This window comes from Chryseobacterium balustinum (genome assembly GCF_900168205.1).
Taxonomy (GTDB): Bacteria; Bacteroidota; Bacteroidia; order Flavobacteriales; family Weeksellaceae; genus Chryseobacterium; species Chryseobacterium balustinum.
On sequence record NZ_FUZE01000001.1, the window covers coordinates 365,559 to 391,719 of the forward strand.

At 33.6% G+C, this 26,161-nt stretch carries 24 protein-coding genes; 6 read left to right on the forward strand and 18 right to left on the reverse strand.

Annotation, left to right across the window (positions count from 1 at the left end; translation table 11 throughout):
* Positions 1-224 precede the first annotated feature (224 nt).
* From B5X64_RS01815 to B5X64_RS01840, 6 genes are all read right to left on the reverse strand, one after another.
* Positions 225-404, reverse strand: a complete 180-nt coding sequence (locus B5X64_RS01815) for a hypothetical protein (protein ID WP_123921013.1) — start codon at positions 402-404, stop codon at positions 225-227.
* 230 nt (positions 405-634) lie between these two features.
* A complete protein-coding gene (locus tag B5X64_RS01820) occupies positions 635-1,672 on the reverse strand; it encodes a patatin-like phospholipase family protein (RefSeq protein WP_079463622.1) in 1,038 nt (345 codons plus the stop codon).
* Positions 1,673-1,865: 193 nt separating this feature from the next.
* Complete coding sequence (locus B5X64_RS01825) at positions 1,866-2,069, reverse strand: hypothetical protein (RefSeq protein ID WP_079463623.1); 204 nt, start codon at positions 2,067-2,069, stop codon at positions 1,866-1,868.
* A gap of 65 nt (positions 2,070-2,134) precedes the next feature.
* Positions 2,135-2,524 (reverse strand): hypothetical protein, encoded by a 390-nt coding sequence (locus B5X64_RS01830; RefSeq protein WP_123921011.1) that lies wholly within the window; start codon positions 2,522-2,524, stop codon positions 2,135-2,137.
* A gap of 4 nt (positions 2,525-2,528) precedes the next feature.
* Entirely contained in the window at positions 2,529-4,952 is a 2,424-nt protein-coding gene (locus B5X64_RS01835; protein ID WP_079463625.1) for a hypothetical protein, read from the reverse strand.
* A gap of 68 nt (positions 4,953-5,020) precedes the next feature.
* Complete coding sequence (locus tag B5X64_RS01840) at positions 5,021-5,521, reverse strand: M15 family metallopeptidase (protein ID WP_079463945.1); 501 nt, start codon at positions 5,519-5,521, stop codon at positions 5,021-5,023.
* Positions 5,522-5,787: 266 nt separating this feature from the next.
* On the opposite strand from B5X64_RS01840, the gene B5X64_RS01845 reads away from it, so the two are divergent.
* Positions 5,788-7,062, forward strand: a complete 1,275-nt coding sequence (locus B5X64_RS01845; RefSeq protein ID WP_079463626.1) for a Y-family DNA polymerase — start codon at positions 5,788-5,790, stop codon at positions 7,060-7,062.
* A gap of 76 nt (positions 7,063-7,138) precedes the next feature.
* On the opposite strand, the gene B5X64_RS01850 is transcribed toward B5X64_RS01845, so the two are convergent.
* Together B5X64_RS01850 and B5X64_RS01855 are read right to left on the reverse strand one after the other, a co-directional pair.
* A complete protein-coding gene (locus B5X64_RS01850; protein WP_079463627.1) occupies positions 7,139-7,753 on the reverse strand; it encodes a YdeI/OmpD-associated family protein in 615 nt (204 codons plus the stop codon).
* Between the two features lie 4 nt (positions 7,754-7,757).
* Entirely contained in the window at positions 7,758-8,891 is a 1,134-nt protein-coding gene (locus B5X64_RS01855) for a serine hydrolase domain-containing protein (protein ID WP_079463628.1), read from the reverse strand.
* Between the two features lie 289 nt (positions 8,892-9,180).
* On the opposite strand from B5X64_RS01855, the gene B5X64_RS01860 reads away from it, so the two are divergent.
* Positions 9,181-10,479 (forward strand): M48 family metalloprotease, encoded by a 1,299-nt coding sequence (locus tag B5X64_RS01860; RefSeq protein ID WP_079463946.1) that lies wholly within the window; start codon positions 9,181-9,183, stop codon positions 10,477-10,479.
* Between the two features lie 88 nt (positions 10,480-10,567).
* On the opposite strand, the gene B5X64_RS01865 is transcribed toward B5X64_RS01860, so the two are convergent.
* Together B5X64_RS01865 and B5X64_RS01870 are read right to left on the reverse strand one after the other, a co-directional pair.
* Positions 10,568-12,100 (reverse strand): hypothetical protein, encoded by a 1,533-nt coding sequence (locus B5X64_RS01865; protein ID WP_079463629.1) that lies wholly within the window; start codon positions 12,098-12,100, stop codon positions 10,568-10,570.
* Between the two features lie 83 nt (positions 12,101-12,183).
* Positions 12,184-13,725: a glycine--tRNA ligase gene (locus B5X64_RS01870; RefSeq protein ID WP_079463947.1), complete on the reverse strand. Its 1,542-nt coding sequence runs from the start codon at positions 13,723-13,725 to the stop codon at positions 12,184-12,186.
* Positions 13,726-13,984: 259 nt separating this feature from the next.
* On the opposite strand from B5X64_RS01870, the gene B5X64_RS01875 reads away from it, so the two are divergent.
* Positions 13,985-14,680, forward strand: coding sequence for a pseudouridine synthase (locus B5X64_RS01875; RefSeq protein ID WP_079463630.1), 696 nt, complete (start codon positions 13,985-13,987; stop codon positions 14,678-14,680).
* Positions 14,681-14,997: 317 nt separating this feature from the next.
* Entirely contained in the window at positions 14,998-16,035 is a 1,038-nt protein-coding gene (locus tag B5X64_RS01880; RefSeq protein ID WP_079463631.1) for a quinone-dependent dihydroorotate dehydrogenase, read from the forward strand.
* A 133-nt stretch (positions 16,036-16,168) separates the two neighbouring features.
* On the opposite strand, the gene B5X64_RS01885 is transcribed toward B5X64_RS01880, so the two are convergent.
* The gene (locus tag B5X64_RS01885) at positions 16,169-17,413 is read right to left on the reverse strand and encodes a DUF445 domain-containing protein (RefSeq protein WP_079463632.1); all 1,245 of its coding nucleotides are present in this window, start codon (positions 17,411-17,413) and stop codon (positions 16,169-16,171) included.
* A 208-nt stretch (positions 17,414-17,621) separates the two neighbouring features.
* Between B5X64_RS01885 and msrB the strand changes: the two genes are divergently transcribed.
* Entirely contained in the window at positions 17,622-18,065 is a 444-nt protein-coding gene (gene msrB, locus B5X64_RS01890) for a peptide-methionine (R)-S-oxide reductase MsrB (protein ID WP_079463633.1), read from the forward strand.
* Positions 18,066-18,175: 110 nt separating this feature from the next.
* Positions 18,176-18,937 (forward strand): murein L,D-transpeptidase catalytic domain family protein, encoded by a 762-nt coding sequence (locus B5X64_RS01895; protein WP_079463634.1) that lies wholly within the window; start codon positions 18,176-18,178, stop codon positions 18,935-18,937.
* 130 nt (positions 18,938-19,067) lie between these two features.
* Here the strand turns inward: B5X64_RS01895 and fabF are convergent, their stop codons facing one another.
* The 7 genes from fabF to B5X64_RS01930 form a co-directional block, all read right to left on the reverse strand.
* The gene (gene fabF / locus B5X64_RS01900) at positions 19,068-20,309 is read right to left on the reverse strand and encodes a beta-ketoacyl-ACP synthase II (protein WP_079463635.1); all 1,242 of its coding nucleotides are present in this window, start codon (positions 20,307-20,309) and stop codon (positions 19,068-19,070) included.
* Between the two features lie 88 nt (positions 20,310-20,397).
* Positions 20,398-20,823 (reverse strand): PaaI family thioesterase, encoded by a 426-nt coding sequence (locus B5X64_RS01905; RefSeq protein ID WP_079463636.1) that lies wholly within the window; start codon positions 20,821-20,823, stop codon positions 20,398-20,400.
* Positions 20,824-20,833: 10 nt separating this feature from the next.
* Positions 20,834-21,439 carry a TetR/AcrR family transcriptional regulator gene (locus B5X64_RS01910; protein WP_079463637.1) on the reverse strand — a complete coding sequence of 202 codons (606 nt, stop codon included), beginning with the start codon at positions 21,437-21,439 and terminating at the stop codon, positions 20,834-20,836.
* 171 nt (positions 21,440-21,610) lie between these two features.
* A complete protein-coding gene (locus tag B5X64_RS01915; protein ID WP_079463638.1) occupies positions 21,611-22,030 on the reverse strand; it encodes an OsmC family protein in 420 nt (139 codons plus the stop codon).
* Between the two features lie 145 nt (positions 22,031-22,175).
* On the reverse strand, positions 22,176-24,869 hold the full coding sequence (locus tag B5X64_RS01920; protein WP_079463639.1) for a TonB-dependent receptor domain-containing protein: 2,694 nt from the start codon (positions 24,867-24,869) through the stop codon (positions 22,176-22,178).
* Positions 24,870-24,978: 109 nt separating this feature from the next.
* Positions 24,979-25,341, reverse strand: coding sequence for a hypothetical protein (locus tag B5X64_RS01925; protein ID WP_079463640.1), 363 nt, complete (start codon positions 25,339-25,341; stop codon positions 24,979-24,981).
* Positions 25,342-25,363: 22 nt separating this feature from the next.
* A complete protein-coding gene (locus B5X64_RS01930; protein WP_079463641.1) occupies positions 25,364-26,002 on the reverse strand; it encodes a polyadenylate binding domain-containing protein in 639 nt (212 codons plus the stop codon).
* Positions 26,003-26,161 lie beyond the last annotated feature (159 nt).

Here is a 26,161-nt window from a genome sequence, read left to right on the forward strand (position 1 = left end):
TTTTTTAAGGTGGTTTCCGGCAACGGGTTTTCCACCTTTATTTTTAATCGGAAGATTCATTTTTGTGTTTTTAATTGTTGAGTTTTAGACATATTTCGGGCTGTTCAACATTTTGAGAATGTTAAATTCTAAGACTTTTTCATGAAAATTGATATGATGAGTTGTGCTTGGTTACTACATTAAATTTAAGATGTTACAACGACAGAACTTGGCGTATTAGAAAGTTAAATTTTAGTTTCAATTTCTTCTTCAAGAATGTCATTTTCAAAATCGTCTCTGAAGAAATTTTCGATATCATTAAGGTAGTTTTCGTAATCTATTTCTGCGTTTTCGATGTCGCTCCATTCAATTGTAAAGAGGTCTTTTTTGGAGATTGTATCAGAATTGTGATTTGATGTTTCCATGTTTTGTGTCTTTAATTGTGAGGTTTTTTGAACATATTTTGGGCTGTTCAGCATTACTTTGTGTTGAATTCAAATGGATATAAAAGTTGTTTAGATTTGTTTTTGTGTCTTTGTTTATACTGTAAAGATATGGGCGAGGAGCGACAAAACTTGACGTGTTTAAAGTCTAAAATTTTATTTTTTAATTATAATAGAATAAGCTTATATTAGTCAATTATAATCTTAAAAGCTTATATTTTATTTCTAATTAATTTTTGTACAATTTGGTTTAAAATTTCTCTGTTGTCATCAATATAGCTCAATCCTGCCTGAATTAAATTCTCAATATTAGATCTTCTTACATTATCCATCGCAGGAGAAGCGTTTTTCAACGAAGGATTTAGACGATAATAATTCTTTTGATTTCTTTGCCCCAATGTCTGAAACATCTGGCAAAGCTGATAATCTACCGTTTCTGCATTGGCAGACATCAGAATATCAATAATTGGAGTCACCCAGCCGAGCTTTCCGGCTTTTTCCATTTTTTTAAACGAATATTTTTTCGATTCAATTCCGGTTCCGATTGAAATAATAATCATATCATTCACGGTCGGATAATTGGCTTTCTGATGATTTTTCAAAACTTCGGCAAAAGGAACCTTTCTTGCCTCTGCGTAAGCACAAAGTGCCGGATTATTAGCAAACATTCCTCCATCAATTAAGCTGAAAATCTGTCCGTACATCGATTTTATCTGAACTGGAGTAAAATAAGTTGGTGCCGCTGAAGTCGCTCTGCAAACATCTTTTACATAAAAATTATCGGTGATTAAATGGGCTTTCCAGGAATTGAATAATTTTGCTCTTCTGTTTTCTATGTCATAGCTTGTTATTAAGCAGGGTTTTATCAGTTCTTTTAATTCTAAATTTCCAAAAAATTCGTTGAGGTTTTTTTCTAAAGCTTCCTGAGAAATTTTTTCATTCAGCAGTCCAAATGGGTTGATCAGTTTTTCCCAAAAAGAAACCTGAAAGATATCGCCGCCTTTTTCAGAATACAATTCCAAACCTTTCTGAATAGAATATTTTGCTTTTCTATGTTCGTCGGGACACAAAATAATCGCTGCGATTAATGCTCCCGTGCTGCTTCCTGCCACCAGATCAAAATAATCTCCAAGCTTTGCGCTTGGTTTGTCATGAATCTGCAGCTGTTCTTCTATGTAGCGTAAAATAATACAGGTGATGATGCCTCTTATTCCGCCTCCATCTAAAGAAAGTAGGGTTGTCTTTTTCATTTTTCTACTGTTATTTTGGTAGAATAAAGATAGGGGAGGGAGGCGACAGAACTTGACGTGTTATAAAATTTAAGGTAACAAAATTAGTTAAGGATTTTCCTTTTTAACATTGTTTGCCTATCAAATTAAGATAAGTATTTCGAGAAATGAAAAACCGCCTCTAAAGAAGCGGTAATATATTAATTGAATTATATTAAATCTCATTTAATACCTCTTTTAAATCTTCTAAGTTCAGTAGATATTTTTCAATTATTAATTTAGAATCTATATATACTTCAATTTGATTTGAACTGGAAAAAAATATTTCTGCTTTTTGTGATTCTTCTTGTTGGAAGGTCATTGCATTAATTTCTTTCCAACCATTTTTTATTAGATATTCTGTAAATGAATTTTTCATTAATTATTTATTACAATAAATCAAATTTAGACATCCATAATTAAAGACAAAGAAAAGGATTAAGACTAAACCTTACCTTCTTTTAATATTTTGCAATGTTCAGGATGATGCCTTAACCATTCTAACAAATTTTTCCTTTCTTCTTCGTCCCATTTGTCAAATTCATTTTTAATTTTAAAATAATCTGTAGGGTTTAGATTTTCTATTGCTGAAATTGCTACTGTCCATGCTGACTTAATCCCCAATCTTACATTTTGAAAATGTATTTTTTTAGCCATTTCTTCTAATAATAATTTAGAGTATTTTTGATAGTCATTATTAATTCTAAGACCAATTAATATTGCTGCATGTGATCTAGGCATATCGTGGGTTGCGTGTAGAAAGTTGTCAATAATATCTTTAGTGTCTCTATTTTTAATACTATTGATTGTTTCTTGTGAAAATATTTTATTCATTTTATTAAAATTTGATGTTATATAGTTCTTCAAGATATCTTTTCTCATCCAAAGCATTTTCTAATAATTTTTTTGCAGTTTCAAATTCTTTATTTTTTCTTAAGAATTTAATTTCTGTCATGTAAGCATCATATTCCATACTCCATCGTAATTTGGGATTTTCCATTAGTCTTGCCATTCCAGGAAAACCCATTTTAAAATCATCTAAGAAATGTTTTGCTTCATGTAAAAGTGCTGTTATTGAAGCTTCTTCCGTTAATATAAGTCTTCCTGGTTCACCTGGAATAGTACTGGGTCCATATGCTAAATTTCTTTCACTGTATTTAATTTCGCATCCTTTACTAATGATGTCATCAATTGTGTTATTCCATAATTTAGTATGGGATATTTTGCCTGAACCCCATATAATAAATGTAGGATCTGGATCATAGCCATCTTTCCAAAACTTATCATATTTTATTTTTCTGATAATCTTATCTAATTCGTCTGTGGATTTCCCCAAACTCTTCCAAAAATATTTTCTCAAAAAAGCTCCTGCTTCATATTGCCCTCCTTCAAAAATAGAAAAACCTTTGTAAAAAATTTCATATTTTTCTTGAGAAATCTTTTTTACAGAAAGTCCTTTTTTAACAATATCTTCTACAATAAATGCCAGATTTTCTTGTGGAGAAGACACTAGTTTAAGAAGTTTTTTTAAAAGACCATTTTTCTCACCGACGATAACCACTTCTTCAATTACATTAGTAGAATTTCTTACTCGATAAGCTTCTAATTCTGTAATTAATTTCTCCAACTGCTTTGTAAAAGTAAGATAATTTTCTTTTACATTTTTTATGTTTTTAAGTCTTTCTAGAAGTGCAGGACCATGTATAAGAATACCTTCCATTATTACGGCGCTCATTATTCCTGCGCCTACAAAAGCATAGATTAAATCCCAGTTTTCTATAAACCATTTTCCTGCAGAACCTTGATCAGATAACCACTTTTGCACGTCTTCATTCATCAGTATCAAATCTACACTTGCCAAAGTAAGATCTGCAATTGCCACTGCAGAAAATCCTGAAGTTGTTCCTAATGTCATCACCCCTAAAATGATAGCAAAAATATCCCCACCAATACGGATATGATGCATTACTTCCGCCCATTCTTTCTCATCAGCAATCGCTTTTATAAATAACGCAGTCACTAAATGTGAATTTCCTTCTTTATCGAAATAGGTCACCGGACTCATTGGATTGTAGAAATAACCGGGATCTACATTCTCCTCTACAGTAATTGTTTCATCTGTTGCAATATCATTTATTGGCTCTCCGTCTTGTCCTATAAGTGGACGTTCTCTAGTTTTTGCTACCGTTCTTTTCTGTTGTAGGAAAATAGCATCTTTGTAATCAAAATCCCAATCGAAACTGACAATTCCTTTAATGGTATTAAGAGTGTCATTTAGCTCCAAAATATTTGATTCAATATAATAATTACCGTAACTGGTGAGAACATTGGTAATTTTTGTTTTTGCATCTTGATCTTGTTGCGTAAACAAATTTAAGGTAGATGCAAATAGTATACGGTTAGAAATTGGCTGTCCCAAAATTTCAGAATGCCTATCAAGATTATCATAAATTTCATTAACGAATTTTGGATTTTCATTAAGATAATCTACTACTTTGTCATAATCTCGAAACATTGCCAATACTGTTATCAACAAAGAACTGGTATCTTTAGTCCAGCTAAACCAGCCTGTATCATCCACTTCTGTAAGAATTTTGAGATGTTCTACAACTTTTTCAGTAGTGAGATGTATATGTACGATAAAACTTTTTGGCAAATCTGCATATACTTTGTATAAATCATCTGCTGTATTTTTAGTGTCCTTTAGAAAGTCAGTAAACTCCCTAATAAAAAACTTAGATGCATCATAATCGGTTTCCACATCTCCATAACCTAAATAAAGTAATAGATTTCTATATTCTTTAAAGCTATGCGTTCGCAATACGATTGCTACTTGCCTAGATCCTGAGTAACAAAAAGAAAGGGAGTAAGTTAAACGTTGTTTACTATCAAAAAACACTTCCATAAAAGGTTTGTCATTTCCGAGATTTTGAGAAACTTTTATAGAGCCGTTTTTTAATGCGATTTTTGCTGAAATGTCAATATGGTTCTTACTATCATCCATAATGTACATTTGTGGTGTATCATTGAAATATTTTGCAAATGTATATTGCATTTTACTCCTATTTCTGTAGGCGAGCCTAATGCTGTCTAAAAGATTTTTAAGATTAATATATTCATCATCTTTATATTCTGCACTTTCTAGATTTTTTATTCCTTGTAAAGGATTTTTATTTCCTTCGAACCCATTGCTCACTTCTTCAAAAGAAAGCATTTTAAATTCGGATAAATTATCACTCCATTCATCGTTAAATTGTTTCATAATTTTGATTCTTTTGGTTTTTACAAAACTATTCTCTCACAACGCCAAAACTCGACGTATAAAATTTTTTAAAAAACCACATATCCTTCTTCATCTGTTTTCAGCTTTGCAAGTGCTCTCCAAGTCGTTTTTACCAAACCTTTTTTAGTCGGAAAATTCTTCTTTTCAAAGTGGGGGAGATCTTTAAAAGTTTTCCAGTTTCCGCCCCAATCCCAACCGTGTTTTGCGAAAATTTTTACACATTCGTACCAGTCAGCAACTTTGTCATTGTCCCAGTCTTTTACAGTATCCCAACTCGCTATTTTTTTATTAATAATTAAACAGATATCAACGGCTAATCCGTAATTGTGGATGCTTTGTCCGGCTTTGGCATTCGTTACTTTTTTTCCGTTTGTAATTCTTCCGATAGCATAGAGTTTTTCCTGCTCCTCAAAACTTCGAAGCCCTTGAGTAATCTTAATTTTAGCTTTTCCGGTTAATGCTTCATCACATTCTTTGATGATTTGTTTTACTTCCTCCCTCACAAAAGGATGTAATTTTTCTATTCTCTGTAAGGTTATTTTATCCATATTTTTAGTTTCTTTAGAAAACAAATGTAGGGATGCAATACGTCAAAACTTGACGCATTGAGGAGAAAAAAGGGACCATTTAAAATGAAAAAAATAAATTTTCTGGAACCACTGATCAATACATTGGTACGACAAAACTTGACGTGTTTTAAAATATTTAACTGTTTGTATTTCATGTAATTAAATTGAATGTTAAAATCGTTTTTAAACTTAAAATTATCTTTTAAAAGTCATAGATTTGTACTTTCAAATAGTTTTTTTACCTCATGTACGCTCTAGTCGATTGCAATAATTTCTTTGTTTCCTGTGAGAGAACTTTAGATCCTTCGCTTGAAAACAAGCCCGTTGTGGTGCTTTCCAACAACGACGGATGTGTGGTGTCTCGAAGTCGGGAAGCGAAAAAGTTAGGGATCCCGATGGCAGCTCCTGCATTTAAGTATAAAGAACTTTTTAAACAGAATGATGTAAAAGTTTTTTCTGCAAAATTTGAATTGTATAATTTTAAAAGTCAGCAAGTCATTCAGTTGGCTAGTTCTTACGTTTTAGAATTTGAAACATACAGCATAGATGAGCTATTTTTAAATCTCACAGGCTTTAAATACATCAGCATTTATGATTATTGTCTTGAAATACGGGAAAGAATTAAAAATGAAGCAAAGATTCCCGTAAGCATCGGTATTGCACCTACAAAAACCTTGTGTAAAGTTGCCAACAGGATTGTAAAAGATTTTCCAGAACAATTTTATGAAGGGGTCTATATTTTAGATACTCCGGAAAAAATTGAGAAAGCTTTAAAATGGCTCAACATCGGTGATGTTTGGGGAATAGGTAGAAAACTTGCCGTAAAAATGCACGATAATGGTGTTTATAAAGCATGGGATTTGCTTCAAAAACCGGAAATGTGGGTTCGCAAGATCATGGGAATTCATGGCGTAAGAATGATTAATGAGTTGAAAGGAATTCGGCAGTTGGAATTAGATACGCCTTCGCCTAAAAAATCGATTGCCGTGACGAGAAGTTTTATGGAAATGCTTACTCAAAAAGACGATGTACGAGAACGGGTAGAAACATTCGGAATGTATTGTTCTGAAAGACTGAGAAAACAAAATACCTGCTGCAAAATGGTAACAGTTTTCGTGCAGACCAATCGTTTCAGAAAAGATTTACCCGAATATAGAAATGCTAAAACTCAAATTCTTCCGAACCCGACCAACTCATCAATTTTGATTGGTAGAGTCGTGAATGATTTGTTTGAATCTATTTTTGAAGAAGGCTTTCATTATAAAAAAGCAGGAGTTATTGTCAACGATTTTGTTCCGGAAGATCAAAGATTGATTAATTTATTTGAAGAAGATACACAAAATCAGCATTTACCTGTAATGAAAGCGATGGATGCGATGAATAAAAAATATGGTAAAGATAAAGTACGTCTCGGAAGTATGAGTGGACAAAATACTTTCGGTCGTACCCAAATGTCGCCTGAATACGAAGCTTTTCTCAAAAATAATACACTTCCCGAAGCAAATTTCAGATTCCACTAGAAGTTTAGTTAGGGTTTTTCAAAAAATATTTTCAAACTTGTAAACCTCCAGCTTCCATCACCCAATTTCCATCTAATTATTTCTTCTTCTCGTATTTCCAGTTTCTGCCTTTTTCTTCTGAGATCCATTCTATGGCCTGTTCAATCCTTTTATTTCGGGTGCCTTCTGTTTTAGCTTCCGTAATCCAATTGATATATTCTTTTCTGAATGAAGGTGATGCTTTTTCAAAAACGGCCAAAGCTTTTTTATTTTGATCTAAAATATTTTGAAACTCATCAGGAACTGCGATTTCAGTTGTAGACGGTGCTGCTTTTTTCAATTTTACACCCATGTCGGTAAGTTCCATTGCTTCAAGAATAATTTTCTTAAGCTGAGGTTTTAAAGGAAGATCTTCGAGTTTGGTGATCTTTCCTAAACTGAACATATTGGATTGTTCAACATCCGTTTCAAGATTTTTTATGGTCTGCATTTCACCGTGCAACCAAAATCCCATGCTGCAATATTGTTTAAATGAAACCATTGAGCAAAGAATTTTATCTTTATACATAAACGTCGGAAACTTCCATTTAATCGTTTCTTCTGCAACGGGGCAAAACTCGTGAACAATCTCTCGAATGTAATTTAAAATTGGCTTGGCAAAATCCTGAGATTTTTCAATATATTCATCAACTTTTGCGCTGTATTTTTCCATATTTTTAAGCAAATAATTTTACAACTTCATTCACCAAAAACTTCACCTGATCCGGTCTTCCTCTGTCGGTTTTAGGTAAATTGTTGTAGCTTCCGGTTCTTACAATTACCATTTTATTTTCCGGAATCATAATGATATATTGACCTTGAAGACCGAGGAAATAATAATGTTTAATAGGGTTGTCATTGTTGATCCAAAAGCCCATTCCGTAGATCTCATCAGACTTTTCGGTGGGCGTTCTCATCTGTTCGATAAAATCTAAATTCAGGATTTGCTCATCACCAACTTTTCCATCGTCTAAAAATAATTGTCCAAGTTTTGCAAAGTCCCTTGAATTGGAGTGAATACAGCAATATGTTTTTTCCATTCCGCTTTCATCAACGCTCCAATCTGCGTTTTGCTCCATTCCTAACGGGATCCAGAATTTTTCAGATAAATAACTTGATAAAGATTGATTGACTGCTTTTTTTACCGCAAATCCTAAAAGCTGAGTAGAGCCGCTTTGGTATTCAAATCTTTCACCTGGCTTTTCTTTAAATGGCCTCGAAAACGTCGCTTTTAACAAGCTTCTTCCGTAATACGCCCGAGCATTTGGCAAAAAAGGGTTTTTGTAATTTTCATCCCAGTTTAAGCCAGATTCCATTTGGGCAAGATGCTTTAAACTTACTTCTTTACCTAAAGGTTTATTTTTGAATTCATCATAAAATTCAGAGAAATTGGTGTTAATATTTTTAATTTTTCCTTCTTCCAAGGCTTTTCCAAAAAGCATAACGGTAACTGTTTTTGCCATAGAAAATGAATTCGTTTTTGAAAGCTCGTTATAACCATTCCAATATTGTTCGTGTAATAATTTTCCATCTTTTATGACCAAAAATGATGCTGTGTTTGATTGAGCTAAATCGTCAACGATGTTTTTAGGTAAATCTTTTTTGTTGTAATCAGAGTGTTCATCCCAAAGAACAGGTTTAGCTGTATGAATAATGTTGCTTGTAAAAAGTCTTCCATCATCAATATTGGCGCTCGATTTTCCACGAAGATAGGTTTTAGAAATGCCATTAAAAATATAAGCATATCCAAATAAGTAGAAAAGAACTACTACAGAGGCTAAAAAAGCGATTAGATAAATAATAACTATCATAAGAATTGGTCTTAAACAAATTTAAAATAAATTTGAAAAGAAACTCACAAATGTATTTTTAAATGAATTATTTTTGTAATTATTGATTTAGTACATGATATTTTTTTAACCGCAAAAGAATCAAAAGATTTTACTGTGCTTAAGTTATTTAAAAGTTTGCAAAACGAGCGATAACTCAGGTTTTTTACATTTTGTAAACTTTTGAATTTCTATGTTTTAATAATTTTTTTTTTGAATCTTTTGCGGTAAAATATTTTTTGTCATGTACTAAAAATTATTGATGAAAAATATGATGAAAAACTACATTACCTTTTTATTGATCTTTATTGGGGCTGTTTTTTTTGCGCAGACTTATAAACCAATTGATACTGCAGACTATAAGCAGAGAAAAGATTTTATTAAAAACTATTCTTTAAATAATGAACTTTTGGTAAAAAGTCTGAAAGGAAAGTACTCCGGGAAAACGGGTGGTGAGCTGTCTAAAATTTATAATGAGCTTGGGAAAGATTTTGAAAAGCAGGTGAAAAATAAAGACTTTATATTCAATTCGGTTTTTGATGCAAAAGTTAAAAATATCTTGGAACGATTAAGGAAAAATAATCCTCAGATTCCACAAAATCTTAAAATCCTTATTGCTAAAGATAATACACCAAATGCTTACTGTTTTGCGGATGGAACTTTCGTAATTAATATGGGACTTTTTAACTGGCTAAACAATGATGATCAATTGGCTGCTGTGATCTCTCACGAATTAGGGCATAAAATTACAGAGCATACTTTGAAAACTTTTCTCGGTCTCATCAATCAAGATCAGCTTGATAAAATGGTAGTTCAGGATATTAGATCAACTAAAGAAAATCGTAATCAGAGAGCGTTCAGTGTATTGAAAAATAGAGTTTACAAAAAAGGATCTGAAAACAGAAAACAAGAAATGCAGGCAGATTCTTTAGGGTATACCGTTTTTAAAAATAGTGATTTTACAAGAACAGAATTTATCAATACATTGAAAAGACTTGAAGATTTTGACACGATTTCTCCCAAAGAATTGAAAGTAGAAACGTACAAGAAGTTTTTCAATCTTCCAAAACAGGAGTTTAATGACAAATGGCTGAAAAAAGAAGACTTTTCGTTGTATAATTACAATCATTTTAAGAGTAAGCTCAACAAAGATTCGTTGAGATCACATCCGGAAATCACATTGAGAATCAATCATCTGAAAACGCTTTTTCCCGAACTGAAAACAGAAGTTGCCGACGAAAAAGCGTCGGAATCTTACGCAGTTCTTGAGAAAACTGCAAGAATGGAAACACTACCCAATTTTTATCATTCTGAGGATTATGGAATAGGAATTTATGCAAGTCTGCAGTTTTTGCAGGATGGGGAAGAAGAAAAATATTATAAAAACTGGCTCGGAAAGTGTTTCTCGAAAATCTATGAAGCCCGTAAAAATTATAATCTCAACAGATATTTAGATAGGGTAGACCCGAAAAACCAAAGCGAAAGCTATCAGCAATTTCTAAATTTTATGTGGAATCTGAGTTTGGATGAAATAAAAAATATTGCAGATTTTTATCAGAAAGAATCATAGAATTTTTCCATTTTCCTATGGGCTAAAAAAATAAAACCTAACAAATAATTAAAATCTGTTAGGTTTTTTAATGCTTTAATTTCTTAAATTAATAATTCAATCTTTCCAGACGAATCTTATTAAACTTTTCTTTTTCGTTGTACTCGCGTAGTAAAATGTATCCTTCTTTTGCCACATAAGGTGTAACGCTGTAATTGTCTTTTTCTGAAATAGGAACAATTTCCTGTTTAAATTTGCCGTCGATAATGGTATTAATAAAAAGATTCCATTTTTTTTCTTTCGTTACCTGATCTTTCTGATAATCACGGTAAAAGAAAACAACATCTTTTCCGTCATTCAGATATTGAGAAAAAAGATAATCGCTGTTGAACCATTTTGTTTTTTCCTTTTCAAATACCTTTACATCTTTAACTTTGAAATCTTTATCAGTATAAATATAAACCAGATCTGTAGTTTTTGGAGCATTATATTCAGACATTGGTTTGTATTTTTCCGCTAAAATCCCCACACTTCCGTCACTCATAAAATACATATCTCTGGAGTGAAGCATATAGCCGTTTTCTACATATCCGTTGGCATTTATTTTTGGAAGATAGGTGGTAAGATCCTGTTTGAAGTGAATAGATTTTGCACTTGTACTGAAGTCAGATTTATTCACAATCAACCTTGAAAATCCTAATTGATCAAAAGACGGCGAAAAAGTTTTACCTACAATAACCATTTTATCATCAAAAGTTTTGTCATTGTCAAGTTTTCTGTATCCTGCGTAGAAAGTATCTATATTGTCGATGGTCTCATCCGAAAATCCGGTTACGGGTTTGTTTGATACTTCTTTCCCTGTCTGCATATCGATTACGAGAAGGTTAAAAGTCTTTTTATCATCACTTACCTTTTTCATGATGCAGTACATATATTTTTCATCTTTTTCCAGCACGGTAAGAGCAGAAAAGTTCTTTTTGTCTCCGTTGGTATTGTAGCTGTATTTCCAGACTTCTTTTTTCTCCGGATTAAATTTCATCAGGCTGTTATTGCTGATGTATTTTCCAAAATCTTTATATTCTATAGCAAAATATCCACCTTGTTTAAGTTCGCCAACCGCCGAGATATAATTGTAGCCTTTTTCTTTTTTCTCTTCACGGTTTTCTTTGCGTTGTTCCTTCCAGTTTTTAGGTTCGTTAAGTTCTTTGAAAGTTCCGTTTTCCTGATAATCGTAATATATTTTTCGGGTAATGATATTTGCTTTTGGATCTATTACCATTGAAACGGGAGTGAACAAATCTTTGTTTTTCACCAACGTATAATCTATTCCGGAGGGTTTTAAAATAATCTGCCCTTTAGAATCTACATATCCAACATAAGATGCAGCCGTAATATCTCCTTCAAATTCTTTATTGGCAACAGGGTTTAGATTTTTATCTAAAATAACGTATTCGAACTTCTTCGTTTTTTCTCCGGATTTTCCATAAGAATAAATTGATACATAGCCGTAGAGATTATCTTTATCATCAAATAAAGCGTTCATACCGGTGTGTTCTCCCGAAGCTAATGCTGTTAAATCCTGAGTTTGAGAATATGCGAATGCCTGAAGCAGACAAAACATCAACAGTGTTATTTTTTTCATGGTAAAAAATTGATTTCAAAAATAATGATTTCGGGGATAAGTTGAATAAAAAAATAAAGCCCTGATTTCTCAAGGCTTTCAATTTATATTTTAGAAAGTAAATTTCTGAAGTTCGTTTTCTCGTCGATAATTCGTCTCAAATCAGAAACCGGAACTCTTTCCTGCTGCATTGTGTCTCTGTCTCTTATTGTCACGGTATGATCTGTTAGAGAATCATGATCGATGGTGATACAATAAGGTGTACCAATTGCATCTTGTCTTCTGTAACGTTTTCCGATCGCATCTTTTTCTTCGTAGAATAAGTTGAAATCGTATTTCAAGTCATTAAAGATATTCTCAGCATATTCCGCTAAACCATCTCTCTTCATCAACGGAAGAATGGCTGCTTTAATTGGTGCTAAAGCCGGAGGTAAAGATAAAACTGTTCTTTCTGAACCGTCTTCCAAAACTTCATCTTTCAAACAGTTTGAGAAAATAGAAAGGAATAATCTATCCAGTCCAACAGAAGTTTCTACCACATAAGGAACGTAGTTTTCATTTCTTTCAGGATCGAAGAACTGTAATTTTCTACCTGAATGCTTTTCGTGGGCTTTCAAATCGAAATCTGTTCTTGAGTGAATTCCTTCCAATTCTTTAAATCCAAATGGGAAATTAAATTCAATATCAGCTGCAGCATTTGCATAATGCGCCAATTTCTCATGGTCGTGGAATCTGTAGTTGTCATCTCCTAAACCAAGAGCCAAATGCCAATTCAGACGTTTTGTTTTCCACTGTTCGTAGAATTCCAATTCAGTTCCCGGAGCCACAAAAAACTGCATTTCCATTTGTTCAAATTCACGCATTCTGAAGATAAACTGTCTCGCAACAATCTCATTTCTGAAAGCTTTTCCAATCTGAGCAATACCAAAAGGAAGTCTGTGACGTGAAGTTTTCTGTACATTCAAAAAGTTAACGAAAATTCCCTGAGCAGTTTCCGGTCTTAAATAAAGATCCATCGCAGAATCTGCAGAAGCACCTAATTTAGTTCCAAACATTAAGTTGAATTGTCTTACTTCCGTCCAGTTTTTAGAACCTGTATCAGGATCAGCAATTTCCAACTCTTCAATCAAAGATTTTACATCAGCAAGGTCTTCATTTTCTAAAGATTTTGCCAATCGTGATAAAATTTGCTCTCTTTTTGCTCTGTATTCAATAATTTTAGGATTCGTTGCAACAAACTGAGCTTTATCGAAAGACTCACCAAATCTTTTGGCAGCTTTTTCAATTTCTTTATTCTCTTTATCTTCGATTTTTGCACAATAATCTTCTACCAAAACATCTGCTCTGAAACGTTTTTTAGAATCTTTATTGTCTATCAAAGGATCATTAAAAGCATCAACGTGGCCAGAAGCTTTCCAGGTTGTAGGGTGCATCAGAATCGCCGAATCAATACCCACAATATTTTCGTTAAGCTGTACCATCGCTTTCCACCAGTATTGTTTGATATTATTTTTCAGTTCTGCACCGTTTTGTCCGTAGTCATAAACTGCAGATAAACCGTCATAGATCTCACTCGAAGGGAAAATAAAACCATATTCCTTAGCGTGAGAAATCACTTTCTTGAAAACATCTTCTTGCTTTGCCATAAATTTTTCGTCTTGAGTGCAAAAATAGTGAAAATGTAGGAAGTTGGTATCGGGAAGATGGAAGTTTTTATGAAGCTGATTTTTAGGAGCTGTTTCCCGCTGTTCACTGTATCTTTTTTGTAGCGGTCTCCACTTCGCTGCGTCCGCCACAAAAAAGGATGCCGTTTCCATCGCGGCTATTAATAAAACCCGTTAGGTTTAAATTCTTGCGGCATCACAATAAGATAAAAATAAATCTAAAAATCTCTACTTTTGTCTAATGTTAGAAATTCTTTATCGAGACGAACATCTTATTGCCATTAATAAACCCAGTGGGTTACTGGTTCATAAATCATATTATTCAGGACAAGCAGACACCTATGCTATTCAGGAGTTGAGGGATCAGATCGGACAATACGTTTATCCGGTACATCGTTTAGACCGAAAAACTTCGGGTGTTTTGCTGTTTACTTTAGATAAAGATCCTTTGAGGATAATGAGTGATCAATTTGCAGCACGCGAAGTTGAAAAAAAATATCTGGCAATCCTTAGAGGATGGGCTCCCGAAGAAGAAACCATTGATTATGATTTGGTTAATGAAGACGAAATTCAACAAAATGCGATTACCTATTATCACCGTTTACAGACCTCAGAGATAGATCTAGTATTCGGAAAGCATCAGACCTCGCGTTATTGTTTGGTTGAAGCAATCCCCGAAACGGGAAGATTCCATCAATTGAGAAAGCATTTTAAGCATATTTTACATCCTATTTTGGGATGCAGACCTCATGGTTGCAATAAGCAGAATAAACTATGGCTGGAAACCTTTAATATGAATAAACTGATGCTTCATGCTCATCAATTGGTTTTTAATCATCCCGTTACCAACGAAAGAATTACGGTAAACGCTACAATAGATGATGAGTTTAAAAGAGTAGGAGACATATTGCATTTTGATTTAAGCTCGTATTCGTAAATAAACTGATGGACATATCTAAGATTTATTAACGCAAAGATTTATTTTAATATTACAAAATTTCAAGGAGCAAAGAGAAATCAACAAGTTGATTGATAAAGCTAACGTTCAAGCTTTGGTAGCAAATTTATTTGCCTTTGCCTCTAAAAATAAGAAGTTTGCAATAAATCTTTGCGTTAAAAAGCTCTCGCAGATTTTAAAGATTATGTAGACATTAATGTTTTATAGATCATATTCATAATAGATTTTTCATAAAAATATCACACATCAAGAATTCATTTATTTTAAAATGAGTATTTTTGTAAAACTTTTTTTCAATGTACAAATCGCTCATTCGCCCGATTCTTTTCAAATTTGATCCCGAAGAAGTGCATCATTTTACTTTTTCGATGCTTAAAAATTTTGGATTTCTAACAAAATTATTCCTTCCAAAACCAATTGTCGACAAACATCTTGAAAGAGAAGTTTTCGGATTGAAATTCAAAAATCCGGTTGGTTTAGCGGCTGGTTTTGATAAAAATGCTGTTTTGTTCAACGAATTGGGAGACTTAGGATTCGGATTTGTAGAAATAGGAACAGTAACGCCAAAAGCACAAGCGGGAAATCCTAAAAAAAGACTTTTCCGTTTAATAGAAGATGGCGGAATTATCAACAGAATGGGTTTCAACAACGATGGGTTGGAAACTGCCATTGAAAAACTAAAATCTAATAAAGGGAAAATCATCATCGGTGGAAACATCGGAAAAAACACCAATACAACGCCTGAAAATTATACTCAGGATTACTTAGACTGTTTCGAAGGTCTTCATCCTTATGTAGACTATTTTGTTTTGAATGTAAGTTGCCCGAACGTTGGAAGTCATGCGAAGCTGGAAGATGTAGAATATCTGAGAGAATTGATAACAGCTGTTAAGGAAATCAATCAAACTAAAGTAAATCCAAAACCGATTCTTCTAAAAATTGCTCCGGATTTAAATAATCAACAATTAGATGAAATTATCGAACTGATTGCAGAAACAAAAATCGACGGAATTGTGGTTTCAAACACATCAGTCAACAGAGAAGGTCTGAAAACTTCGCCTGAAGTTTTAGCAGAAATCGGAAACGGAGGACTTAGCGGAAAACCGATTCGTGAAAGAAGTACAGCGATGATCAAATATCTTTCTGATAAAAGTAACAGAGCATTTCCAATCATAGGTGTTGGAGGAATTCATTCTGCTAAAGATGCGATTGAAAAATTAAATGCAGGTGCAAGTTTAGTTCAGTTGTACACCGGATTTATTTACGAAGGTCCGCAATTGATTAACGATATTAATCAGGAACTTTTAACGAGAGCTGGTAGAATTTCGAGATAATTTGAATCTTAAAAATATGAAAAGCAAAACTGATGAGGTTTTGCTTTTTTGTTATAAAATATCTCGTTGATTCAGATAAAGCAGATTTTAGAATAAGTTTTATCTGCGAAATTTGTGAGAAAAACTTTAGGTTTCAGAGAAAAAAATGCGAAATCGTATAAATAATCAAACCAACCAATCCACCAACTAAAGTTCCGTTGACACGAATAAATTGAAGGTCTTTTCCAACCTCCAGTTCTAGTTTTTCGCTCAACTCTTTTCCCTGCCAATTTCCGACGGTTGAACTGATGAGGTTTCCGGCTTGATGGGTGTTTTTCAGAATATATTTATAAGCGGTTACTCTTACCCAATGATCGATTTTGTTCTGAAGCTTTTCGTCAGTTTTCAAATTTTGAGAAAATTCATTCAAATTTTTTGTGATGTATTTTTTTAATGAAGATTCGTCTTCCTGCAATTCATTATTCAATGTTTTTTTGATGGAAAGCCAAATATCGTTAGAATATTCTTCTAGTTTATCATTTTTTAGAAAATCATTTTTGATGGTTTTAAATTCATCATTCCATTTCGGATCTTCTTTTAGATCATTAGAAAATTCATAGATTTTTTTTGTGATTAAACCTCTGATTTCGTGATTAGTATCTTCCTCCACCTCTCTGAAGAAATCTGAAAGTCCACTCGCAATTTTATCGGCAATTTTATTATCAACAAAGGAAGGAATAAAAGAATAGCTGCCTTTTTTTACCCTTTCCTGAATCATTCCATCGTTTTCAATAAGATATTCTTTGATCTGTTTTGAAAGATTAGTGACGATTTTCTGATGATCATTTTTATCTAAAAGATAGATAATTCCATTTCCTAAAATTTTATTAAGCTGAATATCATTGGTCATTTCACTAACTTTTTTGCTGATGAAATGGCTTACTTCAGAATCATCCAGTTTGTTGAGAATATCCAAAACGATGTCTGAGAGATTTTTAATTAAAGCGTCCTGATTTCTTTCTTTTGTCAACCATTCGCCGACAAAATTTGAAATTTTTATTTTTTGAATATATGGACGAATTGTTTTTGGCGAAAGAAAATTAGAAACCACAAAGCTTCCCAGGTTATCACCCAGTTTTTCCTTGCTGTTTTCAATAAGATTGGTATGCGGAATTGGAAGTCCTAATGGATGACGGAAAAGAGCGGTCACCGCAAACCAGTCTGCTAAAGCACCAACCATTGCGGCTTCAGAAAATGCACGAACATAGCCAATCCAATGAGAATCAAGTGTTTTTTGCAAAATTGTAGTAATAATAAAGATAATCGCCATCAAGACAAAAAGTCCTGTGGCAAAAGCTTTATATTTTCTAAGCTGTTTTCGTTTGGCTTCGTCATTCATATTCTCAAATTTACTAAATTTGGTTGTAATTCTTTTACCACAAAAGTCGCAAAAGAATTTAAGCTTAATAATATCTTAGAAAAGTACACATCAGTTTTTACAGTTTGTGAGCTTGTCATTTTCAGCAGTCAAAACTTTAATAAGAGGAAAGCTTTTACGATTTTTGTGGTTAGATTTTACATTAATTTCTAATATTTAAATAAATTCTATGCATAACGAAGCAAAAAACAATCCATATTATTCAAGAGCAGATACTGCAAAACTGAACGTGTCAAATGATGAATGGTTTAAAATTCTTTCTCCAGATTTGTACGCAATTGCAAGAGAAGCAGCAACAGAAAGACCATTTACCGGAACATATAATGAGTTTGATGAATTGGGAGAATATTATTGTGCGGTTTGTGGAAATCACCTTTTCCGCTCTAACCAAAAATTTATGAGCAGTTGCGGTTGGCCAAGTTTTTTTGAAGCTGATAAAAATGGAGTAGGCTATAACCGCGATTCAACTCATGGAATGGAAAGAATTGAGGTAGTTTGTAAACGTTGTGATTCTCACTTGGGTCATGTTTTTAATGATGGACCTGCTCCAACAGGTACTAGATACTGCATGAATTCTATAAGTTTAGAGTTTGTTCCAGATTCTGAAGAATAATCTTTGTGAGTTAAAGTTTCTTAAATTGAGTTAAACTTTTTTTATTTTAACTCATTGATAATTATGATTTTATAAATTTGTACCCGGAATTTTAATTTAACATAATATTAATGAAAGGATTTTATAGCGTATTAGGCATTGTGTACATGGTAACGACTTCTTTTTATGTTTCTCCAAAAAACGAGAATGTAAAGAATGAAAATACCAACACAAAAAAAATAGAAACTGCAGTTGAAATTAAATCTGAAAAAAGCACAAATGAAATGAGTTCTTCTGAAGAACTTTATAATTCTATCTTATTCGAATCTGATCATAAACTGAATTTTGATGTTTTTTCTAAAGCTATTTTAGGTTTTTCTAATCTGAAAAAAGCTGGGAAATTAGATGAAAATGCACATTTGCTAACGATTTGTGATTTTTCAATATCATCAAATACCAAAAGACTTTGGGTGATTGATATGAATGAGAAAAAAGTTCTTTTTAACTCTTTGGTTGCTCACGGAAAAAATACAGGGGAAGAATTTGCAACAAATTTTTCTAATACCGAAAGCTCACTTCAAAGTAGTATGGGTTTCTATATAACAGAATCAACCTACAATGGTGACAACGGATATTCTTTAAAACTTTTAGGAATGGATAAAGGTTTTAATGATGCGGCTTACAAAAGAGCTGTCGTAATGCATGGAGCAGATTATGTAAGTGAAGAGTTTGCTGCAGCACACAAAAGAATCGGAAGAAGCTGGGGTTGTCCTGCAATTCCGAGAGCATTAACGGAGCCGATTATCAATACAATAAAAGGAAAAAATGTTCTTTTTATTTATTACCCCGATCAGAACTATCTTTCTTCATCGGAATGGTTGAAAGAAGCATAAAGAAAAAGCAGTCTATATTTAGACTGCTTTTTCTTTTAAAGTTATTCTATTTTTCTTTGTCATTTTGATGAAGAAAGAATTTCTTAATAATCTTAATTACTTAACTAAATCTTAATGGTTTAAATTAAGTCTATGAAAATTTCTTAAACACCAAAGTAGCATTATGTCCTCCAAAGCCGAAGGCGTTACTTAATGCAAATTGAATATTCTTTTCTTTTGCTTCACCAAAAATAATATTTACATCTTTTGGAATGTTTTCATCAATCTTATGAAGATTGATAGTTGGCGGAATAATTCCTTTTTCAATCGCTTTAATCGAAAGAATAGCTTCTGCTGCTCCTGCTGCTCCCAATAAGTGACCCGTCATTGATTTTGTTGCACTTAGATCAAGGTTTTTACTTCCTTTAAATAATTTGCTGATTCCTTTTAGCTCGACCAAATCTCCAAGTGGAGTAGAGGTTGCGTGAGGATTGAGGTAATCAATATCTTCAACGTTTGCTCCGGCTTCATGTAATGCCAATTGCATTGCTTTTATTGCCCCAACTCCGTCAGGATGAGGTGCGGTCATATGATACGCATCGGCAGTCATTGCTGCTCCTGCCAACTCTGCATATATTTTTGCGCCTCTTGCTTTTGCATGCTCATATTCTTCCAAAACCAAAGCTCCGGCTCCTTCTCCCATTACAAAACCGTCTCGGTTTTCATCGTAAGGTCGGCTTGCTGTAGCAAAATCATCATTTCTTGTAGACATTGCTTTCATTACAGAAAACCCACCAACTGAAGCGGGCGTAATTGCAGCTTCCGAGCCACCGCTGATAATTACTTTAGCTTTTCCTAAACGGATATAGTTGAAGGCATCCATCAAAGCGGTATTTCCTGTTGCGCAAGCTGAAATCGTTGTGTAATTAATTCCCTGAAGACCAAACTTCATAGAAATCATTCCCGAAGCCATATTGGCGATAAATTTTGGAACGAAGAAAGGGTTGAATCTCGGATTCTGATCATTGGCTGCAAAATTCATGACTTCGCTTTCGAAAGTCCACATTCCGCCTTGTCCGGTTCCCCAGATTACGCCAGTGTCAAAAGGATCCATTTTTTCAAATTCCAATCCTGAATCGTTTATTGCTTCTGCAGATGAATACATTGCGTACTGAGAAAACAGGTCGCTTCTTTTTATTTCGTTGTGATTTAAATATACCTTTGGGTCAAAGTTTTTTACTTCACATGCAAAGTGTACTTTAAATTTTTCGGTATCGAAGTGAGTGATTTTATTTGCTCCGCTTACTCCGTTGATGCTGTTTTGCCAGAATTCTTCAACATTATTTCCTAAAGGCGTTACTGCGCCCAATCCTGTAATGACAACTCTTTTCATAGATGGCTGTATATATTTTTTAAGTCATTAAAATCACAATTTTTACTGTTTTACTTATCAAAGATATTCAGTAACGGGGATTTTATATTTAGTTATTAATTTTAAATAGATTTGAGGTTCCTCTTGCGATGAGTCTTGTTTTGTCTGCGTTCCAAATTTCGCATTGTGCATTCACAAACTGTTTTCCTCTTTTGATGATTTTGGTTTCGGCTACAATCGTATCATTTTCTTTTGCCGTTGAAAAATAATCGATGCTGTTATTTACGGTTACAATAAAGTTTTTTTCGTTTAAAGAAAACATCGTTGCGCCAATGATATCATCCATAATTGCTGCCGTTAGGCCACCGTGCATATTTCCCATCGGGTTTAGCCATTCTTCTCTTACGATATACTGAAATTCAATTTGACCTTCTTCAGCCGATACGACTACCGGATTAAGCCATCTCATAAAAGGAGAGGGTGATGCGGTAAATTCTTTTCCGATGAATGATTTTAATGCCTGCAGTTTGTCCATACCATTTATATTATAAAGGATTTTTTTTAATTTCTTTGTCGATGAGTAGTAGAATTCTATCTAAAGCAAGGTTTAAGTGTTTTTCATCTTTTGTTGTTTTAGAAAGCAAAATTCCACCTTCAATAAGGATAATAAAAAGCGAAGCATATTGCTCGGAATCTATTTTTTTATTGAACTCATTATTGATTTGCCCGGTTTTAATGATTTCTGAAATAGTTTTTGTCCAGTCTTCAAAAGATAATTTAACCTGATTGTTTAATGCAGGAAAAGTATCGTCAGATTCTGTGGCTGCATTCATCAATGGGCAACCGCCATGTAGAAAAACCAATTGCCAGTTTTTTCTGTAAAAAGATACGAAAGCATACAGTTTATCAGACATTGTTGGAAATTCTTCGCTGAATGATCTCATCAAACTTTTTTTGAGAATTCCCGAATTGTATTTGTAAACTTCGAGCGATACTTCGTCTTTGTTTTCAAAATTTCCGTAGATACTGCCCTTTGTGAGGCCGGTTGCTTCTGTAATATCAGATAAAGACGTAGCGGTGTACCCTTTGGTATTAAACAAAGTGGCCGTTTTCTCGATAATGAATTGTTTTGTCTTTTCTGCTTTTGACATCTTCAATAATCAACATACAAATATACATAAATATACCGATTGGTATATTTTTTATTTTTAAATTAAATATATTGTTGATTTTAAGCTAAAATAATTTGAATTAAATTTAAAAATAAAAAAACGGGCTTTAACCCGTTTTTATTGATGCTATAATTAAGTTTTATCGTATGCTTAGTTTGTTAAAGTAGCATTCAAGCTAATCTCAAAACTGAAAGCCTGACTTACAGGACAGCCTTCTTCAGCGATCTTCGCATATTTTTGAAAATCTTCTTCAGAAATTCCAGGGATTTTAGCGGTTAATGTCAATTCAGATTTAGTGATTTTTCCAGCTGCAGGATCTAGCGTGATTACTGATTTTGTTGTAAGCTCTTCAGGAGTGAAACCTGCTTGAGTCAATTCTGCGCTCAGTTTCATGGTGAAACATCCTGCGTGAGCTGCCGCTAATAATTCTTCAGGGTTGGTTCCAACTCCATCTTCGAAACGGCTTCCGAAAGAATATTGAGTTTGATTTAAAGTTGTGCTTTGGGTAGTTAAATGTCCTTTACCTTCTTTTACAGTGCCATTCCAAACGGCTGTTGCGTTACGTTTCATATTAAAATATTTGATGTTTAAAATTTAAATTAAAGATACAAAAAAGCATGATTTCATAATCATTAATTATCGAAACCATGCCTTTTTATTTGTGAATTTGAAAATGAGCTAATTTGAAAATTATTCAAACCTCTCAATCTCAACCTTAAAATGTTACGTCAAACCCAACATAAAAATTAGCTTTCATAATTGGTGCGTAAACCATTCCGCCATCAAAATAGTTTCCGAAAGGATTTCTGAAATCCATAATCGCATTTTCCTGGTGATAAGAAGTTAGGTTTTCACCTCCTAGATAAGCTCTTAACTTTTTATTGAAATTTCTAGAAATCTGTGCATTCAAAACTGCATAAGATTCAGAATACATCGGCAATTGAAATTCTGCTGGATTGGTTGAAGTATTTGGAAGTCTTTGTTTTCCAACCCAATTCAATGTTGTATCAAAGCTCCAGAATCCTTCGTTTTTATTTTTGTTGGTAGCATAAGCAAGGTTCACAAAGCCTCTGTGTTTTGCCATGAAAGGAACTTCGCGTCTTCCATCCAAATAATCTGCCTGTACGTCATAGTATTTATAAGCCAATCTTACATCAAAATTCTTGAAAGGGGTGAAATCCCACTGCGTCTGAAATGAGTTGGCAAAAGATTTTCCATCAAGATTATAAAACGTTAATTGCTGAGGTGAACGATCAAGATCTACCAAAACCTGATCTTGGAAATCTGTTCTGAAAAAATCAGCAACAATGGTTGATTTTTTACCAAAAATTTTAAATTCCTGTTGTAAGCTCACGCCATAATTCCAAGCAATTTCTGGTCTTAAACCATAAATGTCTCCACCATTTTGTAAAATCTGAATGTTTCTGTTGGATGCAAAATATTGCTGACTTTCTGCAAAAACATTAGCTGTTCTGAAACCTCTTCCCGCAGAAATTCTAAAAATAGTTTGCGGAGTAAAGTCATATTTAAAATTCAATCTCGGTGTGAACTGTGTTCCTGCCAAGTTGTGAAAATCGGCTCTTGCTCCTGCTACCAAAGTATATTTTAAGCCTGTTAAAGTATACTCCGCAAAAATTCCAGGAACAATTTCATTTCTTTTAAAGTTATCAACTAAATAATTTTCTTCATAACCATCGTATAAGAAACTCGCTCCAGCTTTATATTTATGATTGGTATTTCCTAAAATACTTTCAAAAATCAAATTAGAATAATAAGTGTGTTGCTGTCCTGAATAATTTCTCAAACCGAAAAAGCTGTCTTGTTGATGATACACATATTGATTCATCCAGCCTAAACTTTGATAAGGTTTTCCTTTAAAAACATAACCCGTTTTGTTCCAAACCTGAAATCTTGAAATGTCAATTCCAACACCGTAAAGTGACTGCTGGCTTTGAGGAAGTTTTTTATCAAATCCAATTTGTCCTGCAGTTCGTTCGTCTTTTATGAAATTAATTCCGAAATGTGATCCAAAACCAGAACGTTCCAAATCATTATAATTCAATAGATAAGCCGCATTGATCTGTGTTCCTTTCGGACGGTCAAGAAAATTGTCGTCGTTCATATCGGTGTCTCCGAAAGTTCCGTTTCCGTGAAGTAAAAAAGTTTGCGACCATTTATCATTAATCGCTGCTACGTGCGTAACGTTTGCTTCGGCTCTTCCGTTGAAATCGGCAAAAAGGTTTAATGAAGTTTCAGGTGTTTTAGAATTCTTAATAAGCTCTGTGTTGATTTGTCCTGTAATACTTTCATAACCGTTTGTTACAGTACTTCCTCCTTTTGTCAGCTGAATGCTTTCGATCCATCTTCCTGGAATAAAATTTAATCCATAAGCGGAAGCCAAACCTCTGATTTCAGGTAATAATTCTTTCGTTAAGCTTGTGTATTTTTGATCTAAACCTAACATTTTAAGTTGTTTCGTTCCTGTCACAGCATTGCTGAAAGAAACATCAACAGTTGCGTTGGTTTCAAAACTTTCAGATAAATTACAACAAGCTGCTTTTAAAAGTTCTTTAGAATCAATATTAAATACCAAACCGGCTTCCTTTTTACTGATAGAAGTTGCTGCTTTTGTGGCAGTAATCGTTACCCCTTCAATGCTTTTTTCACCAGTTGCATGAGAATTGTGGTTAGAAGCTTCTGTGTTGGCTTGTTTTTCTGCAAATTCCTTTTCTGTTTCGTTAGAATGAACTTTTTCGTTTTTTTCTCCAAACTCAATATCACGGTCGTAAAGACAACATCCCGGAAGCTGCTTGTAAACATCATCCGTTGTTTTATACTTTTCATTATCATGACCTACTTCTGCGATTTTTTTAAGAATTTGATCGGCAGATGTTTTAGATGAGTCAAAGTTTAAAGTTACTGTTTGCTTTTCAGCGCTCCATTCCGCAGAGTTTGCTCCGGCAGATTTTGCTGCTTTTTCTATTCGGGCTTTACAAGATTCGCAATTTCCTTTCACAAAAAATTCATTTTCACCTTTAGAGTGATGATGATTTTCTGTGTCTGACGTTACTGGCTTTAGATCTCTGTCGTAATGGCAACATCCCGGAAGTTTTTCATAAGTTTCATCAGAAGCTTTGAATTTTTCGTTGTCGTGACCGGCTTCTGCAACTTTTTTTAGAATGTCTTCAGGTGAAACTTTTTCTGAAGTTTCAAGTGTAAGAGTTTGTGAGTCGATAGAATATCGAGCTGATTTTGCACCTGCTTTTTTTGCCGTTGTTTCTATTCTCTCTTTACACATCTCGCAGTTTCCTTTTACCTGAAACTGATTTTTAGAAAGATTTTGAGCTGATATGAAGGTTGTAAATAATAAGAATGCGCCAAGAATTACCTTGGTAAAATATAATTTCATTTTGTTTAAAATTTAGATTAATTGAATTAATGTAACATTCTAACAATGTATATAGTGTAACAATCATGGGTAGATTGGTAAACTGATACATCGTTAAATTAATTTTTAATTAACCTAGTTTAGGCGGTTGCCAAATTTCTTTTAAACCGTTTGAAATATAAGGATCAGCATACTGAACCTGAATTTTTGAGATTGTTTTGAATGAGGTGATTTCCCAACTGGTACTTTTCGCAAAATTGTTTTCTACGAAAGTATTGCAGGTCATACAAAACGAGCAACACTCATCGTTGCATGATTTGTGGTCGCTCTTGCTGTTTTTAGAATCATGAGTGTCGTGACTCTTTTCGCAGCACGATTTCTTAGATTCTGCTTTACAGCAGTTTTCCTGTGAAGCCTGAGCATAAAAATTATCTTTAGGAATCAAAAAAATTCCCAAGCAAAAGATAATTAATAATAGCTGTATTGGTTTCACCGTGCAAATTTACAAAAAATAATTAAAGTGCAGCACCTACTTGTTTTGCGCAGTCATGCCAAGGTTGACCATGCGCAGGATTATTCTTTGGTTTTGGTCCTGTATTGGCAACTGCAGCTTGTGGAGCTTGAACTGGTTGTGGAGCTTGCATAGGAGTACTATTCGTCTGAACAGCAGCTGATGCCGGTTTACTGTTTAAAGGTTGTCCAACCGGAATTTCGCATTTGTGACCAGGTTCTCCATGTGGAGGATTCATTCCTGGAGCAGTTTTCACGGGTTGACCATTTTGATTTGGTGTTATTTTCGTTGGACTTACAGCATTTGGATCAATTTGAACCGTATTGTTACCATTCACCTGAACGGCTTGAGGTGCAGAATTTTGAGGTGTAGGAGCGCTATTTAAAGGCTGTCCAACTGGAATATCACATCTGTGACCTGGCTGTCCGTGTGGGGGATTCATTCCTGATGAGGTAACCATTGTAGAACCCGTTGAAGTTTTTATTCCTGCCTGATCGATTAAAGAAGGTTTCGGAGCGGTGTTCATAGCAACATTAGGTTGCTGATTTCCGTTTTCGTCTTTTAAATATGTTGGTTTTTCGTCTTTTTTACATGAAACTGCAACTAAAGAAGTTGCTAAAAGGCCAAAAAGTAAGTTCTTCATAATTAGATTTATATTTTTCATGACAATAATGATTCAAATTTGTATTTACTTTTAATTAAATTTTAGAATTTTTCATCAAAAATTGCCCTGAAAAACAAAATTAGCAAAACATTTTGAATTGTTTTGCTAATTTTAATTTTATGTCGCTATTTTAACGTT

Excerpts from the sequence above, each read along its gene's own strand:
- B5X64_RS01815 (WP_123921013.1), bottom strand. The coding sequence starts at position 404 with ATGGAAACATCAAATCACAATTCTGATACAATCTCCAAAAAAGACCTC.
- B5X64_RS01820 (WP_079463622.1), bottom strand. The coding sequence starts at position 1,672 with ATGAAAAAGACAACCCTACTTTCTTTAGATGGAGGCGGAATAAGAGGC.
- B5X64_RS01825 (WP_079463623.1), bottom strand. The coding sequence starts at position 2,069 with ATGAAAAATTCATTTACAGAATATCTAATAAAAAATGGTTGGAAAGAA.
- B5X64_RS01830 (WP_123921011.1), bottom strand. The coding sequence starts at position 2,524 with ATGAATAAAATATTTTCACAAGAAACAATCAATAGTATTAAAAATAGA.
- B5X64_RS01835 (WP_079463625.1), bottom strand. The coding sequence starts at position 4,952 with ATGAAACAATTTAACGATGAATGGAGTGATAATTTATCCGAATTTAAA.
- B5X64_RS01840 (WP_079463945.1), bottom strand. The coding sequence starts at position 5,521 with ATGGATAAAATAACCTTACAGAGAATAGAAAAATTACATCCTTTTGTG.
- B5X64_RS01845 (WP_079463626.1), top strand. The coding sequence starts at position 5,788 with ATGTACGCTCTAGTCGATTGCAATAATTTCTTTGTTTCCTGTGAGAGA.
- B5X64_RS01850 (WP_079463627.1), bottom strand. The coding sequence starts at position 7,753 with ATGGAAAAATACAGCGCAAAAGTTGATGAATATATTGAAAAATCTCAG.
- B5X64_RS01855 (WP_079463628.1), bottom strand. The coding sequence starts at position 8,891 with ATGATAGTTATTATTTATCTAATCGCTTTTTTAGCCTCTGTAGTAGTT.
- B5X64_RS01860 (WP_079463946.1), top strand. The coding sequence starts at position 9,181 with ATGATGAAAAACTACATTACCTTTTTATTGATCTTTATTGGGGCTGTT.
- B5X64_RS01865 (WP_079463629.1), bottom strand. The coding sequence starts at position 12,100 with ATGAAAAAAATAACACTGTTGATGTTTTGTCTGCTTCAGGCATTCGCA.
- B5X64_RS01870 (WP_079463947.1), bottom strand. The coding sequence starts at position 13,725 with ATGGCAAAGCAAGAAGATGTTTTCAAGAAAGTGATTTCTCACGCTAAG.
- B5X64_RS01875 (WP_079463630.1), top strand. The coding sequence starts at position 13,985 with ATGTTAGAAATTCTTTATCGAGACGAACATCTTATTGCCATTAATAAA.
- B5X64_RS01880 (WP_079463631.1), top strand. The coding sequence starts at position 14,998 with ATGTACAAATCGCTCATTCGCCCGATTCTTTTCAAATTTGATCCCGAA.
- B5X64_RS01885 (WP_079463632.1), bottom strand. The coding sequence starts at position 17,413 with ATGAATGACGAAGCCAAACGAAAACAGCTTAGAAAATATAAAGCTTTT.
- msrB (WP_079463633.1), top strand. The coding sequence starts at position 17,622 with ATGCATAACGAAGCAAAAAACAATCCATATTATTCAAGAGCAGATACT.
- B5X64_RS01895 (WP_079463634.1), top strand. The coding sequence starts at position 18,176 with ATGAAAGGATTTTATAGCGTATTAGGCATTGTGTACATGGTAACGACT.
- fabF (WP_079463635.1), bottom strand. The coding sequence starts at position 20,309 with ATGAAAAGAGTTGTCATTACAGGATTGGGCGCAGTAACGCCTTTAGGA.
- B5X64_RS01905 (WP_079463636.1), bottom strand. The coding sequence starts at position 20,823 with ATGGACAAACTGCAGGCATTAAAATCATTCATCGGAAAAGAATTTACC.
- B5X64_RS01910 (WP_079463637.1), bottom strand. The coding sequence starts at position 21,439 with ATGTCAAAAGCAGAAAAGACAAAACAATTCATTATCGAGAAAACGGCC.
- B5X64_RS01915 (WP_079463638.1), bottom strand. The coding sequence starts at position 22,030 with ATGAAACGTAACGCAACAGCCGTTTGGAATGGCACTGTAAAAGAAGGT.
- B5X64_RS01920 (WP_079463639.1), bottom strand. The coding sequence starts at position 24,869 with ATGAAATTATATTTTACCAAGGTAATTCTTGGCGCATTCTTATTATTT.
- B5X64_RS01930 (WP_079463641.1), bottom strand. The coding sequence starts at position 26,002 with ATGAAGAACTTACTTTTTGGCCTTTTAGCAACTTCTTTAGTTGCAGTT.